The sequence below is a fragment of the Corynebacterium sp. KPL2850 genome (assembly GCF_040225855.1).
Lineage (GTDB): Bacteria > Actinomycetota > Actinomycetes > Mycobacteriales > Mycobacteriaceae > Corynebacterium.
Window position 1 is genome coordinate 37,630 of the sequence record NZ_JBEHFV010000009.1, and the last position, 13,840, is coordinate 51,469.

At 64.4% G+C, this 13,840-nt stretch carries 13 protein-coding genes and 2 pseudogenes; 4 read left to right on the top strand and 11 right to left on the bottom strand.

Annotation, left to right across the window (positions count from 1 at the left end):
• Window position 1 precedes the first annotated feature (1 nt).
• From ABRP93_RS04625 to dacB, 9 genes and pseudogenes are all read right to left on the bottom strand, one after another.
• Complete coding sequence (locus ABRP93_RS04625) at window positions 2–475, bottom strand: DUF3180 domain-containing protein (protein WP_023023950.1); 474 nt, start codon at window positions 473–475, stop codon at window positions 2–4.
• Window positions 472–957 carry a 2-amino-4-hydroxy-6-hydroxymethyldihydropteridine diphosphokinase gene (gene folK / locus ABRP93_RS04630; protein WP_349837732.1) on the bottom strand — a complete coding sequence of 162 codons (486 nt, stop codon included), beginning with the start codon at window positions 955–957 and terminating at the stop codon, window positions 472–474. The genes ABRP93_RS04625 and folK overlap by 4 nt, the downstream gene beginning before the upstream one ends.
• A 95-nt stretch (window positions 958–1,052) precedes the next feature.
• Window positions 1,053–1,427 (bottom strand): annotated as a pseudogene (gene folB / locus ABRP93_RS04635) (dihydroneopterin aldolase); the annotation flags it as partial.
• A 2-nt stretch (window positions 1,428–1,429) separates the two neighbouring features.
• The gene (gene folP, locus ABRP93_RS04640; RefSeq protein WP_051138413.1) at window positions 1,430–2,335 is read right to left on the bottom strand and encodes a dihydropteroate synthase; all 906 of its coding nucleotides are present in this window, start codon (window positions 2,333–2,335) and stop codon (window positions 1,430–1,432) included.
• Window positions 2,336–2,430: 95 nt separating this feature from the next.
• Entirely contained in the window at window positions 2,431–3,039 is a 609-nt protein-coding gene (gene folE / locus ABRP93_RS04645; RefSeq protein WP_349887065.1) for a GTP cyclohydrolase I FolE, read from the bottom strand.
• An 11-nt stretch (window positions 3,040–3,050) separates the two neighbouring features.
• On the bottom strand, window positions 3,051–5,447 hold the full coding sequence (gene ftsH, locus ABRP93_RS04650) for an ATP-dependent zinc metalloprotease FtsH (protein WP_349887067.1): 2,397 nt from the start codon (window positions 5,445–5,447) through the stop codon (window positions 3,051–3,053).
• A 12-nt stretch (window positions 5,448–5,459) separates the two neighbouring features.
• Window positions 5,460–6,047, bottom strand: a complete 588-nt coding sequence (gene hpt / locus ABRP93_RS04655; protein WP_005279498.1) for a hypoxanthine phosphoribosyltransferase — start codon at window positions 6,045–6,047, stop codon at window positions 5,460–5,462.
• Window positions 6,048–6,059: 12 nt separating this feature from the next.
• On the bottom strand, window positions 6,060–7,142 hold the full coding sequence (locus tag ABRP93_RS04660) for a tRNA lysidine(34) synthetase TilS (protein ID WP_349887068.1): 1,083 nt from the start codon (window positions 7,140–7,142) through the stop codon (window positions 6,060–6,062).
• Window positions 7,143–8,429 (bottom strand): D-alanyl-D-alanine carboxypeptidase/D-alanyl-D-alanine endopeptidase, encoded by a 1,287-nt coding sequence (gene dacB / locus ABRP93_RS04665; protein WP_349887070.1) that lies wholly within the window; start codon window positions 8,427–8,429, stop codon window positions 7,143–7,145. It abuts the gene before it with no gap.
• A gap of 82 nt (window positions 8,430–8,511) precedes the next feature.
• Here dacB and ABRP93_RS04670 point away from each other — a divergent pair, with 82 nt between their 5' ends.
• Window positions 8,512–8,985, top strand: coding sequence for an inorganic diphosphatase (locus tag ABRP93_RS04670; protein WP_035108560.1), 474 nt, complete (start codon window positions 8,512–8,514; stop codon window positions 8,983–8,985).
• A gap of 266 nt (window positions 8,986–9,251) precedes the next feature.
• Window positions 9,252–10,082, top strand: a complete 831-nt coding sequence (locus ABRP93_RS04675) for an endonuclease domain-containing protein (protein ID WP_284869441.1) — start codon at window positions 9,252–9,254, stop codon at window positions 10,080–10,082.
• Between the two features lie 177 nt (window positions 10,083–10,259).
• Here the strand turns inward: ABRP93_RS04675 and ABRP93_RS04680 are convergent, their stop codons facing one another.
• Together ABRP93_RS04680 and ABRP93_RS04685 are read right to left on the bottom strand one after the other, a co-directional pair.
• On the bottom strand, window positions 10,260–11,660 hold the full coding sequence (locus tag ABRP93_RS04680; protein ID WP_349887089.1) for an FtsX-like permease family protein: 1,401 nt from the start codon (window positions 11,658–11,660) through the stop codon (window positions 10,260–10,262).
• Between the two features lie 9 nt (window positions 11,661–11,669).
• A pseudogene (locus tag ABRP93_RS04685) lies at window positions 11,670–12,344 on the bottom strand (ABC transporter ATP-binding protein); the annotation flags it as partial.
• Here ABRP93_RS04685 and ABRP93_RS04690 point away from each other — a divergent pair.
• Together ABRP93_RS04690 and ABRP93_RS04695 are read left to right on the top strand one after the other, a co-directional pair.
• Window positions 12,343–13,152, top strand: a complete 810-nt coding sequence (locus ABRP93_RS04690; RefSeq protein WP_349837725.1) for a sensor histidine kinase — start codon at window positions 12,343–12,345, stop codon at window positions 13,150–13,152. The pseudogene ABRP93_RS04685 and the gene ABRP93_RS04690 sit on opposite strands and share 2 nt — an antisense overlap.
• On the top strand, window positions 13,149–13,817 hold the full coding sequence (locus ABRP93_RS04695; protein WP_349868140.1) for a response regulator transcription factor: 669 nt from the start codon (window positions 13,149–13,151) through the stop codon (window positions 13,815–13,817). The genes ABRP93_RS04690 and ABRP93_RS04695 overlap by 4 nt, the downstream gene beginning before the upstream one ends.
• Window positions 13,818–13,840 lie beyond the last annotated feature (23 nt).

Below are 13,840 nucleotides of genomic sequence, written 5' to 3' on the forward strand. Positions count from 1 at the left end.
CCTAATGTACCGCTTGAAGCCCGTCCGGTGGCGGCGGGGTCTCACAGTGTCGCTCCAATCGCAGGCCAGCCGCAGACATGGCGATGCCGCCAATCGCGGATGCAAGCACTCCCACCAGATCATCGGAAGCCGCGACAAGGGTGCCCGCATTCGGGATGACATACACCGCCACCCCTGCATAGAGCCCACCGACGATCGCGCCCGTCCACGCCGAAGCCTTACCCACCAGCATGAACTGCGCGATGGTCATGGGATTAAGCTGCGAATTATCTAGCCCGATGCCGTGGTCCTCATCGGTGGCCTTATCCACCTTCCAGGTAAGCCCCAAGCACACCACCACCATGAGCCATAGCGTGGCAGATACCGTGACCGGGATGGACATCATGGAGCCATAAAAGCGCGTGGTGAGGATGGCCGCCGCGGCTGCCATGAATATCCCAACACCGATAAGCGCACCGAGCGAGGTTCGTTTCATAACTCCTCCATCAGGCCCAAGCGGTGGATATTGACGGTTTCCTGCGGGTCCAACGCGGCAACCAGCGCGGAGACATCCTGTCCCTTCAACTTAGCAGCCGCATCGGCGGCCAACCAGGGTATAAGCACGAATGCGCGCTCGTGGGCATAGGGATGCGGAACGATAAGTTCCGCATCGGAGGAGCTATAGCCCTCGATATCGACGATGTCCACGTCCAGGGTGCGCGGGCCCCAGTGGCGCACGCGCACGCGCTCAGCCGCCTCTTCCAGCTTCTGGCCGCGCCGCAAGAGCTCCAGCGGGCTCTCCTCGACGTCCACGATGAGCACCGCATTCAAGAATTCATCCTGGTCCGTTACTCCCCACGGCGGGGTGGCATAGACGGGCGAGGCCGCCACGATGTCCTCGCGGAACTCGGTAAATACCGTGCGCAAAAGCTCCACGCGGTCATCCATATTGGAGCCGATGGATAGTACCGCGCGCATTACATACTCCCGGGGTTCGTGCCGGGGCACTGCGCGTCGGCTCGCTGTGCCTCGGCCTGCGAAGTGCCTGCCTGCGAGGCGGACCGTGGGGCTCCGGTGCGCGCGTGCTTGCGGGAGCGGCGGGCGACGACGGCGACATCGGCAAAAGTGCGCGGGATCGGCGCCTTGGGCTTGTGCACGGTCACTTCCACCGCGTGCAGGTCGGCGAAGGATTCCATGATGGTATCGGCCACCTCGCTGGCGACGGTCTCAATGAGGTCGCGGGAGGGGCCTTCGACGATGCTGGCGGTGACATCGGCAAGCTCTGCGTAATTGATGGTCTTGGTCAGATCATCGTGAGCTGCGGTCTCGGCAAACTCGGACCAGCAGGTGATATCGACGATGAAGGGCTGGCCGGTGCGCTTTTCCTCATCAAAGACGCCGTGGTAGCCAAAGCACTCCAGGCCGGTTAATTCGATGCGATCTGCCATGGTTAATTCCTTTCCGTACCCATCGCGGTAGAGGTCACTGTGCCCGTGCCGGTGGCGGCATTGCGGTAGCTGCCGGTGGCATTGGCGCCGCCGACATAGGACTCGCCGGCGTTCCACGCGGCGGCCACGTCGACGGCATCGCGGGATACGCCCACCTCGTGCACGCGCACGCCCCACGCGCCCATCTGGGCGGAAATGGCGGTCACGGCGGCGGTGGCGGGATCAGCAAGCAAAGGGCTCGCCTCTACCCCGCGGTCTTCCCGGATAGCGGCGAGGAAACGCTTGCGCGAGGCGCCCACCAGGATGGGGAACTCGCCGTCCAGGAACTCGGGCAGGGCCTTAAGCAGCGCCCAGTTATCCTGCGGGCTCTTGGCAAAGCCGAGGCCCGGGTCCAGCACGATATTGTCCTTTTTCACGCCTGCATCCAGGGCGTTTTGGCTCAGCTGGGCGAGGGTCTCGTGCACGTCGCGGACCACGTCGCCGCCGTGATCGGCCGTGCCCGCCGCGGATCCGAACGCGCCTTCCTGCAGCGTGCGCCAGTGCATGAGGCAGACGGGCACGCCGGCATCAGCCATGGCGGCATACATTTCAGGATCGGCGAGGCCGCCGGAGACATCGTTAATCATGTCCACCCCGGCCGCAGCCGCCGCGGCGGCAACCGAGGCGCGCATCGTATCCACCGAGGTGCGAATGCCCTGCTCGTGCAGCGCCTGGATGACCGGGACCACGCGGTCGGCCTCTTCCTGCGCCTCCACGCGCACCGCACCCGGGCGGGTGGATTCGCCGCCCACATCGATCATGTCCGCACCCTGTTCCACCAGCTCACGGGCATGAGTGGTGGCGGCGTCGAAGTCGAGCCACCGCCCGCCATCGGAAAAGGAATCCTTCGTAACATTCACGATGCCCATGACGAGCGTGCGTTTCGGGATGGTCAATTCTCCAACTGAGGAAGCCGGGTGCACTGCGTTCTCCTTTTCGCTCGACAAACTCGACTGCGTACGCGCTACGTACGAATGAAGCTGAGCACTTCCGCGCGGGACGCGGCGTTATTTTTAAACCCGCCGCGCACCGCGGAAGTCGTTGTGGTCGCGCCCGGCTTGCGGATGCCCCGCATGGCCATGCACAGGTGCTCACACTCGATGACCACGATGACGGATTGGGCCTCGAGGACATCCACGAGTGCATCGGCAATCTGCTGGGTCAGGCGTTCCTGGACCTGCGGACGCTTGGCGTACATATCCGCCAGGCGCGCCAGCTTGCTCAGCCCGGTGACGTGACCGTCCTTGCCGGGGATATAGCCAATATGCGCCACCCCATAAAACGGCACGAGGTGGTGCTCGCAGGTGGAATAGATAGGAATATCGCGCACCAAGACCAGTTCCTGGTGGTCCTCGGCGAAGGTCTTGTGCAGCACCTCCGTCGGGTCCTCGTGCAGGCCGGCGAAGACCTCACGGTAAGCGCGGGCCACACGGGCCGGGGTTTCGCGCAGTCCTTCGCGATCAGGGTCCTCGCCCACGGCAAAGAGTAGCTCGCGGACGGCCGCCTCCGCCCGCTTCTGGTCATACGGTGCGCGGGCGGGCACCTGCTGGTTATCAGTGTGATTTTCAGACATGCACGTACTTCTTACTCTTTATCATCGCGCGGTTTTTCCGCATCGCGCGCGTAGGGGTTATCGCGGCGGGAAGACTCATTCCAGCCTGGGGTGAACCATTGGCTGGTTTCTCCCTCTGGCTTGTGGTGCTTGCCCCTGCTTTCCGATGCCGAATCCGATCGCGCTTCCCCACCGTCGCTGCTGCCGTGGTCGCTCTGGTCGGCGCGGTCGCCGCGGTCGCTCTGGTCCGCGCGGTCGTTCTGGTCGTTTCGACCGCTGCGTCCATCGCTGCGGCCGCTCTGGTCAGTTCGGTCTTCGCGGTGGCTGCTGCCACCGCCGTGCAGCTCACGCACCATTTCGGGGTTCACGTAGTCGCCGGCGTGCTGGCCGAAGTTAAAGCCAACCTCGCCCTTGATCTCTTCGCCGGCGAGGCGGCGCTCGCGGGCTGCCCGGGAGGCATCGAGAAGCGTCATGCGTTTAGGAAGTTCCTCGCCGCGCTCCTTGGCCAGCTCAACCGGGGTCTTGACCGGCGCGTAACCAATCTGGCGCGGGAAGCGATCGTCTTCGCCGGGGAAGACATCATAGGCATCGCGCGGCTCAATGCCGTCGAAGATGCTCTCCAGGTCCGGTCGGCGCAGGGTCTCCTTCTCCAGGAGGGCCTCGGCCAGCTTGTCCAGGAACTCGCGGTTGGTGCGCAGGATGTCGTAGGCCTGCTCGTGCGCGCGCTCGAGGAGGTAGCGCATCTGCTCATCGATCTTGGAGGCAAGGTCATCCGAGTAATCGATGGAGCCGCCACCCCCGCCCATCTGGCTGAACGGATCGCCCTGCTCCTGGCCGTACTTGACGGTGCCCAGGTCAGGAGAAAAGCCGTATTCCGTCAGCATCGCGCGGGCGATCTTGGTGGCGTTCTCGATATCGGAGGACGCACCCGTGGTGGGAGCGCCGAAGACCAATTCCTCGGCGGCGCGGCCACCCATGGCAAAGACCAAGCGGGAAAACAGCTCGTCGCGGGTGTACATGCCCTTGTCGTCTTCCTGCGAGGTCATGGCGTGGCCACCAGTGCGGCCGCGGGCCAGGATGGTGACCTTGTACACGCGCTCGATATCCTTGAGCGCCCACGCGGACAGGGTGTGGCCACCCTCGTGGTAGGCGGTGACCTTCTTCTCGTGCTCGGAGATGATCTTGCCTTGGCGCCGTGGACCGCCCACCACGCGGTCGGTGGCTTCTTCCAACGCGTCATAGGTAATGACGTTGCCGCCGATGCGGGCGGTGAGAAGCGCGGCCTCGTTAAGCACATTGGCAAGGTCCGCACCGGACATGCCGGCGGTGCGCTTGGCCAGCTGCGCCACATCGACCTCTTCCGCCAAAGGCTTGTCCTTGGCGTGGACGCGCAGGATCTGCTCACGGCCGGCCAGATCCGGGTTGGTGACCGGAATCTGGCGGTCGAAACGGCCCGGGCGCAGCAATGCGGGGTCCAAAATATCTGGGCGGTTGGTGGCCGCGATGAGGATAACGCCCTCGCGATCGCCAAAGCCGTCCATCTCCACCAGCAGCTGGTTCAGGGTCTGCTCGCGCTCATCGTGCCCGCCGCCGGTACCGGATCCGCGCTGGCGCCCCACGGCGTCGATCTCGTCCACGAAGATGATGCACGGGCTGTGCTCTTTGGCCTGTTTGAACAGGTCACGCACGCGGGAGGCACCGACACCGACGAACATCTCCACGAAGTCCGAACCGGAGATGGAATAAAAAGGCACGCCGGCCTCGCCCGCAACGGCGCGGGCCAACAGGGTCTTACCGGTACCCGGAGGGCCATAAAGCAGCACGCCACGCGGAATCTTCGCGCCGAGCTCGTAATAACGGGAAGGATCATCAAGGAAGTCCTTGATTTCCTGCAGCTCATCCACGGCCTCATCGGCGCCGGCAACATCCTCGAAGGTATTGGTCGGCATATCCTTGGTCAGCTCCTTGGCCTTGGAGCTGCCGATGCCGAACATGCCGCCTGCACCCTGCTGCATGCGGGACATGAGCCAGAACAGCAGGGCGAAGAGGATGACCATCGGCAGCAGGAAGCTGAGCATGGAGCCCAAGAACGAATCCTGGGTGACGTTGGTCTGATACTTCTCCGCACCCGAATCCTTGACCGCATCAAAGACCTGCTCGGAGGCGCGCGCGGGGTACTGAGACACGATCTCTTGTACGCCCTCGCGCTCTTCTACCGTGATTTCATCCTTGAGCTTGATGCGCAGGCGCTGCTCGCGGTCATCAATTTCTACCTCGTCAACGTTTTTATCCTGCAGCTGTTTCAGGGCCACGGACGTATCCGTGTCCACGTATCCGCGGGTCTCGTTGCTAAAGAACGTAAAGGCATACAGCGCTACGAGGATCAGCGCCGCAATGCCGCCGTAGCGAAGGAGTTTATTGTTTTTCATTACTGCGCGATTTTAGTTGGTGGTATAGACATCAGGGTGAAGGGTGCCCACAAAAGGCAGGTCGCGGTAGCGTTCCGCGTAGTCAAGGCCATAGCCAATGACGAATTCATTGGGGATATCAAAGCCCACATCGAGCAGATCGATCTGCGCTTTTACCACTTCCGGCTTGCGCAACAAGGTCACCACGTTGAGCGACTTCGGGTTGCGCCCCCGCAGGTTGCGAATGAGCCAGGATAGCGTCAGGCCCGAGTCGATGATGTCTTCCACGATGACCACATCGCGCCCGGCGATATCACGGTCCAAGTCCTTCAAGATGCGCACCACCCCAGAAGAAGACGTGGAGGCGCCGTACGAGGAGACGGCCATAAACTCCAGCTCCGAGGGGATGGATAGCTTGCGCGCGAAGTCCGTCAGGAAAAAGGCCGCACCCTTTAATACGCAGACCAAAAGCAGGTCCTGCTCGGCGTCTGCATATTTCTCAGATACCGCATCCGCCAGCTGCTGGACGCGGTCTTTAATTTCCTCTTCCGTGATGAGGATTGCTTCTACATCGTCACCGTAGCGGTTTGCGGGGACGGCGAAGTCTTTCTTGTCGTGCACGTGTGCGCTCCTTTAATGACCAGACAATAGTGCCAGTTTGCCACCTATACGTGCTACTTCCAACCTCTGCCCCGCCTGCCGCGCCGAACTCACAGCCACCGGCCCTTGTCCGTGCCAGTTGGTACACAGCTTGCCGATGCCCCCAACCCCCTCCCTCGTTACCTTCACTCCCCGCTCGATGAGCCAGGCCGCAATAGCGCGCCGGCGTCGCGGCTCCGGCAGCGCGGCCAATTCCGCACAGTCCGCGGTGGCCGCCGTGGCGAGGTATTCTTCATCGCGCGCGGTATCCATCGCCGCCTGCGCCAGCGCCGGTACCGAATCACCGCCGATGACCCGCGATAGCTCCGGGATAATCTCCCGGCGCAGCGCTACCCGCCGAAAATCCGTATCCGCGTTCTGCGGGTCCTGCCACACCTCAAGCCCCAGCTCCGCACACGCGCCCTCCGTATCGGCACGGCGCACCTGCAGGAAAGGCCGCACCACCCGCGCGCCTTCCACCACTGCTCGCTCCGGCATGCCGGCCACGCGGCCGCGCAGGGCACCAAGGAGGAGCGTTTCCGCCTGGTCATCGGCCGTATGCGCCACGGCAATCTCCAGCGCCCTTTCTCCTCTGCGCGAAGCTCCGTCTTCGCGCGGGGCTTTCCCGCGCGCAGCTTCCTCCCCAGGCCCCGCGTCTCGTTCGCGCGGCTCAGCCCGGCGCGAGGCTGCGTTCTCGCGGCTCTCGCACCCCTCGCACACGGCCGCGGACATCGCTTGGTAGCGCGCTTGCCGAGCCGCCGCTTCCAGCGAATTCCCCGCTTCCTCCGATACCCGAACTGCGAGCACCCGCGCCCGCGCACCCAAGCTTTCTGCTTGCCGAGCGGCCCTTTCGCCCTGCTCACGCGAACCGTCTTGTAAGCCGTGGTCGACGCACAGCGCGATCACGTCATGACCCTCAGCTATCATCGCCGCGCACAGCGCCAGAGAATCGGCGCCGCCGGATAGCCCTACCGCCACGGTGTGATCCATCTTCGCCGCGTGGACCGCGCGCCGGCAGGCCAAAAAATGCGGCGAGACCCGCGGCCAAAATGGCGTTACTCCAGGCTCTGGGCTCATTTAAAACTCGTGCAGCGCCGCGGCGAGGTCATCTTGGGCAGCGCGCGCCGCCATAATCTCGCCATCATTGACCAAGAAGGCAAAGGAATATACGCGCCCGGATTGGCCTTGCGCGGTGCCCGCCAGCGCGGAAACACCCGTCAAGGTGCCGGTCTTTGCACGGACAAACCCCCGCGCCGCAGACTCCCCGTAGCGCTCGTGCAGCGTGCCGTCGCCACCTGCGACCGGCAAATACGCCGCCAAGGGGCGCAACTGCGGTTCCTCGACCGCGCCGTTGACAATCTCCGCCAACACGCTCGCGCTCAACCGGTTATCTACCGAAAGGCCCGAGTTGTCCTTGATATCCACGCCGCTGACGTCGAACCCGTGCTCGCGCAGCACATCCAGCGTGGCTTGGGTGTCGACCTGGAAGCTGGGCTGTTTGCCGCGGGCATCGGCAAGCTCGCGGGCAATGGCCTCCGCCATGACGTTATCGGAATGCCGCACCATCTCCAGCGCGCGCTCGCTCAGGGGCGCCGATTCGACGCTGGCCAGCTCCTCCGCACCGTCAGCCATCGTGCCCGCGGCGAATTTATCCGTGCCCAAGCGCTTGGCCAGCTCTCCCGCGACGTCGAGGGCCGGGGTGTGGCTGCGCGGCACATCGCCCTCCGTAGCGCCGATGCGACCGCCATACAGCATGGCCGGCTCCATGGGCGCGACGAAGCCCTCATCCACGTTCTCCGGATCCCAGCCCGGCGCCTGCGGCTCGCCCGCCCACGCGGAGGTATCGATGTACACGCCCGCCACCTGGGTGCCGGTCTTTTCAATCTGGTCCGCTAGGTCATCGAGCTGCTCGTTGGTCATCCAGACATCGCCAGCCGCCTTGACCACCACATTGTTCGGGTCCTTGCCGCGGTAGACCTTGGTGGTAATGCGCTTGGACTCATCCAGGGCTAGTGTTGCCGCGGCGGTGGTCAGCACCTTCGTCGACGAAGCCGGGGTCAGCGCCTTATCCGCATCGCGCTCCCACACCACCGAGCCGGTCTCACTATCGATGACCTGCCCGCCAAAGTTGGCCAAATCCTCGCTCTTGCCCAGCTCATCGAGCTTCGCGCTGAGCGCCGCAAAATCCACGTCCTGCGCCTTAGCCGGCTGCAGGGGATTTTCCGGAGCCTGGACCGTTTCGGCCTCGCCATGCGAAAGATCGCCGTACTCGCGCTGGATGGTAACCCCCAGCGCAGCCGTGCCCCCGACCGCCGCCGTGACCACCAGCGCGGTTACTGACCACCAAACCTTCTTTGCTTTCATCGCCACTAACCCTAGCGCGGATGGGCGACGCGCTAGACTATTGACAGTAATTAATACCCAATCCCACATGGAGGACACCACTGTGAGCGTTGAAGTAACCATTGAAATCCCAAAGGGCTCCCGCAATAAGTACGAGGTGGACCACGAGTCCGGCAAGGTCTACCTGGACCGCTACCTGTTCACCCCAATGGCCTACCCCGCCGACTACGGCTTCATCGACCACACGCTTGGCGAAGACGGCGATCCCCTCGATGCCCTCGTCATCCTCCCTGAGCCCGTTTTCCCCGGCGTGATCGTTGAAGCCCGCATCGTCGGCGTGTTCAAGATGACCGATGAGGCCGGCGGCGACGACAAGCTGCTCGCCGTCATCGATGACCCGCGTTGGGAGCGCTACCAGGACATCGACGATGTGGAACAGCACATCAAGGACGAAATCGAGCACTTCTTCGTCCACTACAAGGACCTCGAGCCCAACAAGGAAGTTTCCGGTTCCGGCTGGGGCGATAAGGCCGAGGCCGAGAAGATTCTGGAAGAGGCCAAGGCTCGCCTGAAGTAGGCTTCGGGACTTGCGGGGGCTGCCGCTTTAGGGCTGGGCCCGTGCGTTTGCAGGGGCCGAGCTCGGCATTTTAGGGCCATGAAGTCTGTTTTGAGGCCCAGCTGATGCGTTTTGACAAATAGGCCGCGGAAACCGCGGGGTTTAGGCCACTATTTGTTAAAACGCATCAAGAACGCTTCAAGAACGCATCAACAAGCACCCAGCCGCGCTAACCAAGCACCCAACCGCGCCACACAACCTTCGTTTTGGGGGATCGAGGGATACGAATGGAAATTTTTCGGGGGAAAAGTGCCGCTCAGCAAGCGGTACGCCACGGTGCCGTCCGGATCGCCAACGGCTTCTGCTTGTCAGAGGAGCCGACGCCGAACCAACTGGCGCGCATCATGAGCGAGGAATGGCCGGATTGCGCGCTGGATGGCTACTCGGCCGCGCTCAAGCACGTGGAGAAGCCGCTGCGCTTTCCGCTGGAGTTCCTGCGCAGCTCATCGCTGCCGTCGAGTAAGTACTTCACTTCGCGCCGCGCCCGGCCGAAGGGCGCGTTGACCTGGGACGGCGTCACCGTGTGCAATCCACTGCAGGCGGTCGAGGCGATGCCGGAGGATGATGCGGTCGCCTTCCTCGAGGACTTTTATTCCGGCAAGGACGGGGTCAGCCGCCTGGAGCTGAATAAGCTGGATTACCAGCGGTTTCCGCGGCCGGTAAAGCGCGCCTTGGACAGGGCGATCATCGGCACGGATAGCGTGCCGGAACGCCAGTTAACGCGCGCCCTCGCGCCGCATTTCGCGGTCCAGAACAATATAAAAATAGGCCCCTACCACTGGGATCTGGTGATTAAGGAGCACAAGATTGCCATCGAGGTCGATGGCTACGCCTACCACCGGGGAGAAAACCGCCGCCAGTTTGAGTTGGACCGGCACAAGCTTAACGATGCCGTGCATCGCGGCTGGAAGCCCCTCCACTTCACCGCGACGACGATTGACCACTACCCGGATTTCGTGGTGCAGCAGGTAAAGGCCACCGCCAAGAATAAGCGGCCCTTTGCGCGTCCTCCCTGGCAGTGGCACCGCTTGTGGCGGCATGAAGGCGCGCGGGGCTAGAGCAAGGCCCAGCGCAACAGTCGCGCAGCGGCGAAACAAAGGCTGGCGAGACAGCTGACCAGCGCAAAGCTCAGAACAGGCGCAGCCGGGCCAGGAGGCGGGTCAGCCGGGCCAGAGTCTGGGCCAGGGCCAAGGCCCAAACCCCAGAACCACAGCCCGGCGCGCCCGAGGAAACGCCTATTCCTTGCGGCGGCTGCTGTGGAGAACGTGGCCGCGCAGGGGCTCGACGAGCGCGATGGCGAGGAAGGTTACCGCCCAACCCAGGGCGAGGAAACCGAAGGACATCAGGAACCGCCCGGCGAGGTCAATATCTTCGCCCTCGAGAGCGCTAAAGAACATCAGCGCCGCGATGCTGCCACCGAAGAGGAAGCCGAAGACGCTGAGCGCGACGATAGGCCCCATCACAGCGAGGGTGTTCGTGCGGAATTGGAAGCGGCGCGGCACGCCCATCAGGTCGAGGGAGCGGATGAGTTCCTTGTCCTCGAAGGCGGACGATACTTGGCCGAGGAAGATGGACATGCTGGTCAGCGCGAAGCCGAAGAGCAAGGTCAGGATGACGCCGGTGGAGACGTCCCGGAACATGATGCCCGTTTCTTGTTCTTCCTTGATCGCCGTAGTCAATGCATCGGTGCCCATGGGCGCGCCCATGAGGAAGCCGGCGAGGAAACCGAAGAAGCCGATTGTCGCGCTTTGCCGCCAGGCGCGGCGGGCGTTGGCGCCCACGCGCTGGCAGGCCACGAGGTGTGCGGTGCCGGGGAGCAAAGCCAAAAGGCGCGCACCTATTTGCAAAAGGTAGGGCGCGACCAGGTTGATACTCATGACCACCGCGAAGAGTACGACGGCCACGGAGATTTCGGGCGGGCCGGATTGGCCTTTGAGCAGGGCACCGCCGATGGCGACGATGAGGAGGAAGGCGATGAGGCGCCACCATCGGAAAGCGGCGGGCATCTGGCGTTTAGCCACGCCGAGAGGGCTAACGCGCACACGCCGCATGCCGGCAAGCGCCGCGGCGAGGGCGAGGAGGAAGAGGACTGCGGCCACCGCGAGGTATCCCCACCAGGGCAGGATGATTTCCTCGAAGGCAACGGGGCGGTCTTGGAATTTCACGTGCGTGAAGACGGGGGCGATAAGTACGCTGATGAGCCAGCCCAGCACGATGCCGATAAGCGCTTGGATGCCGGTCTCCACCGCGGCCATGCGCTCGACCTGGTGGGAGCTTAGGCCCAGCAGGCGGAGGGTAGACAGGCGCTGTTCCCTGCCGGAGGCGCCGAGGACGGCGGCCTGTGCGGTCAGGTTGAAGAGTGCGGGAACGATGAAGGCGCAGGCCATGAGCGCGAGGACAAACCAGGGCAGGAAGTAATCTTCCGGGGTGTCGCCGGCAGCGGCGCGCAGGGCGGGCACGGCGTCTTCTGGGTGGTGGGCGCGCTGCCAGAACATCCAGGTGCCGCCGGCGACGAGGAAGGCGACGGCGGAGCCCAGCGTCAGGCTCACGATGGCGAGCACGCTGACGATGCCCGCACCGGAGCGGGCGCGGATGGATTCGCGCTGGAGGCCGAGGACTAGGGTCGCGGTATTCATGGCTGCGCCCCCCAGGCGGCGGTCATCGTGAATGATGCCGTCGCGGATTTCCACGCGGCGCTGCATCCAGTCCGCCACTTTGGGGTCATGGGTGACCATGACCAGGCTGGCGCCGGATTGGCGCACGGTAGTGGTCAGCATCTGCATGACCTCGTGGCCGGTGGCTTGGTCGAGGGCGCCGGTGGGTTCATCGGCAAAGATGACGCCGGGGTTGGCCACGAGAGCGCGGGCGATGGTCACGCGCTGGGCTTGGCCGCCGGAGACTTGGGCGGGGCGGCGGTCCGCGAGGTCGCCGAGCCCGAGCTGGTCGAGCAGGGACATGGCCTTCGAACGGGCCGCGCGCCGGCCCAGACCGTTGAGCATCGCGGGCAGCGCGACGTTGTCCAAGTTGGTCAGCTCCGGCAAAAGCTGGCCGTCTTGGAAGACGAAGCCGAAGTGGCGGAGGCGGGTGCGGGAGCGGGCGGCATCGGAAAGCGTGGAGATGACTTCGTCGCCAAAGCGGACGCTGCCGTCGGTGGGCGTGAGCACGCCGGACATGCAGTGCAGCAGCGTGGACTTGCCGGAGCCGGAGGGCCCCATGATGGCGACGAGCTCGCCAGGGGTGATGTCTAGGGTGATGCCGGCCAGCACGGGGCCGCCGCCGAAATCCTTCGTGATGTCGTGGAGGGAAAGTGTCTGTGTCATGCTGTTCATTTCACCGTGCCGGGCGCGCTATTCCTACAGCGCTAAGGATACTTTCCGGGTAGTGCTAGATTTACCCCGGCCCGGGGCGCGTGCGATTAGGCTTAGGGGCGTGTTTTTCAGCAAGAAGCAGGCCACCAGCAATGAGGAGCGGCAGGCGCGGGTCATCGCGGAGCTGACGGCCTCGCGCCGCGCGATTGCGGATGCCTACGAGATAGAGCGCGCCCGCATCGAGCGCGATCTGCACGATGGCGCGCAGCAATATTTGGTGGCGGCCAGCATGAAGCTCGGTGAGGCCCTGCTGGATGCCACCGGCGCCGAGGCCGAGCTGCTGGAGGCCGCGAAGCGGGACGTGGATCGCGGCCTGCGCTCGCTGCGCGCGACGGTGCACGGCATTCACCCGCAGGTCCTCCAGGATCACGGTTTGGTCGCCGCGCTTGCCGATGCCGCCTCCGCCCACGGCCCCCACGTCAGCGTCTACGCCCCTCACCCGTTGCCGCGGCTTTCCGCCAGCGTGCTGGCCTGCGCTTATTTCTTCGGTACCGAGGCACTGACCAATGCCGCGAAACATGCGCCGGGCGCGCCGGTCTCGGTGCTCATCACCTCGGATGCGGCGCTGCATATCTCGGTGGTGGATGAGGGCCCGGGCGGGGCGCGGGTGGAGCCGGGGCGCGGGCTTTCCGGCATGGCCGAGCGGTTGGCGGCCTTTGGCGGGGAGATGTCGCTGTCCTCGCCGGAAGGCGGCCCGACGCGGGTGAGTTGTACGATTCCGCTCCTCTTGGAGCGCGGGCAGACGGGAGTATCAGCATGAGTGGATTGAGGATTGTGATTGCGGATGACTCCGCGATCCTGCGCGAGGGCCTTGCCGGGCTCTTGGAGCGCCGCGGCCACGAGGTTGTGGGCAGGGCGGGAACGGCGGTGGAGCTGGAGGGGGTCATCGGCAAGCTGAGTGCCCAGTTGCCGGATGTGGTGATAACGGATGTGCGCATGCCACCGGAGATGGGCGATGATGGGCTGAAGGCGGCGGTGGCGCTGCGCCGCGCCTATCCGGGCCTGCCGGTGATGGTGCTATCGCAGTACGTGGCGCCGGCGTATGCGGTAGCGCTGTTTGATTCCCCGGATGCGGGCACCGGGTACCTGCTCAAGGATCGCGTCTCTGAGGTGCGCGATTTCCTGGCCAGCCTCGAGGTGGTGGCCCAGGGCGGCACGGTCATTGATCCGACGGTGGCGCAGGCGCTGATGCGCTCTGGGCGCAGCGGGTTGGGCGAGCTCAGCCCGCGCGAGCGCGAGGTCCTAGAGCTGATGTCGCGCGGGAAGTCCAATAAGGACATCGCCGCCGAGCTGGTGCTCTCGGGCGCTGCGGTGGCCAAGCACGTCTCCAATATCTTTACCAAGCTGCGCCTGGACCCCAGCGAGGATAACCGCCGCGTGAAGGCAATCTTGCAGTATCTGTCCGCGGCCACCTACGGCGGCTAGCGCGCGGCACGTAGACTGCGGGG

Excerpts from the sequence above, each read along its gene's own strand:
- ABRP93_RS04675 (WP_284869441.1), top strand. The coding sequence starts at position 9,252 with ATGGAAATTTTTCGGGGGAAAAGTGCCGCTCAGCAAGCGGTACGCCAC.
- ABRP93_RS04695 (WP_349868140.1), top strand. The coding sequence starts at position 13,149 with ATGAGTGGATTGAGGATTGTGATTGCGGATGACTCCGCGATCCTGCGC.
- ABRP93_RS04660 (WP_349887068.1), bottom strand. The coding sequence starts at position 7,142 with ATGAGCCCAGAGCCTGGAGTAACGCCATTTTGGCCGCGGGTCTCGCCG.
- ABRP93_RS04690 (WP_349837725.1), top strand. The coding sequence starts at position 12,343 with ATGCTGTTCATTTCACCGTGCCGGGCGCGCTATTCCTACAGCGCTAAG.
- ABRP93_RS04680 (WP_349887089.1), bottom strand. The coding sequence starts at position 11,660 with ATGAATACCGCGACCCTAGTCCTCGGCCTCCAGCGCGAATCCATCCGC.
- folP (WP_051138413.1), bottom strand. The coding sequence starts at position 2,335 with ATGGGCATCGTGAATGTTACGAAGGATTCCTTTTCCGATGGCGGGCGG.
- ABRP93_RS04625 (WP_023023950.1), bottom strand. The coding sequence starts at position 475 with ATGAAACGAACCTCGCTCGGTGCGCTTATCGGTGTTGGGATATTCATG.
- ftsH (WP_349887067.1), bottom strand. The coding sequence starts at position 5,447 with ATGAAAAACAATAAACTCCTTCGCTACGGCGGCATTGCGGCGCTGATC.
- folK (WP_349837732.1), bottom strand. The coding sequence starts at position 957 with ATGCGCGCGGTACTATCCATCGGCTCCAATATGGATGACCGCGTGGAG.
- dacB (WP_349887070.1), bottom strand. The coding sequence starts at position 8,429 with ATGAAAGCAAAGAAGGTTTGGTGGTCAGTAACCGCGCTGGTGGTCACG.
- folE (WP_349887065.1), bottom strand. The coding sequence starts at position 3,039 with ATGTCTGAAAATCACACTGATAACCAGCAGGTGCCCGCCCGCGCACCG.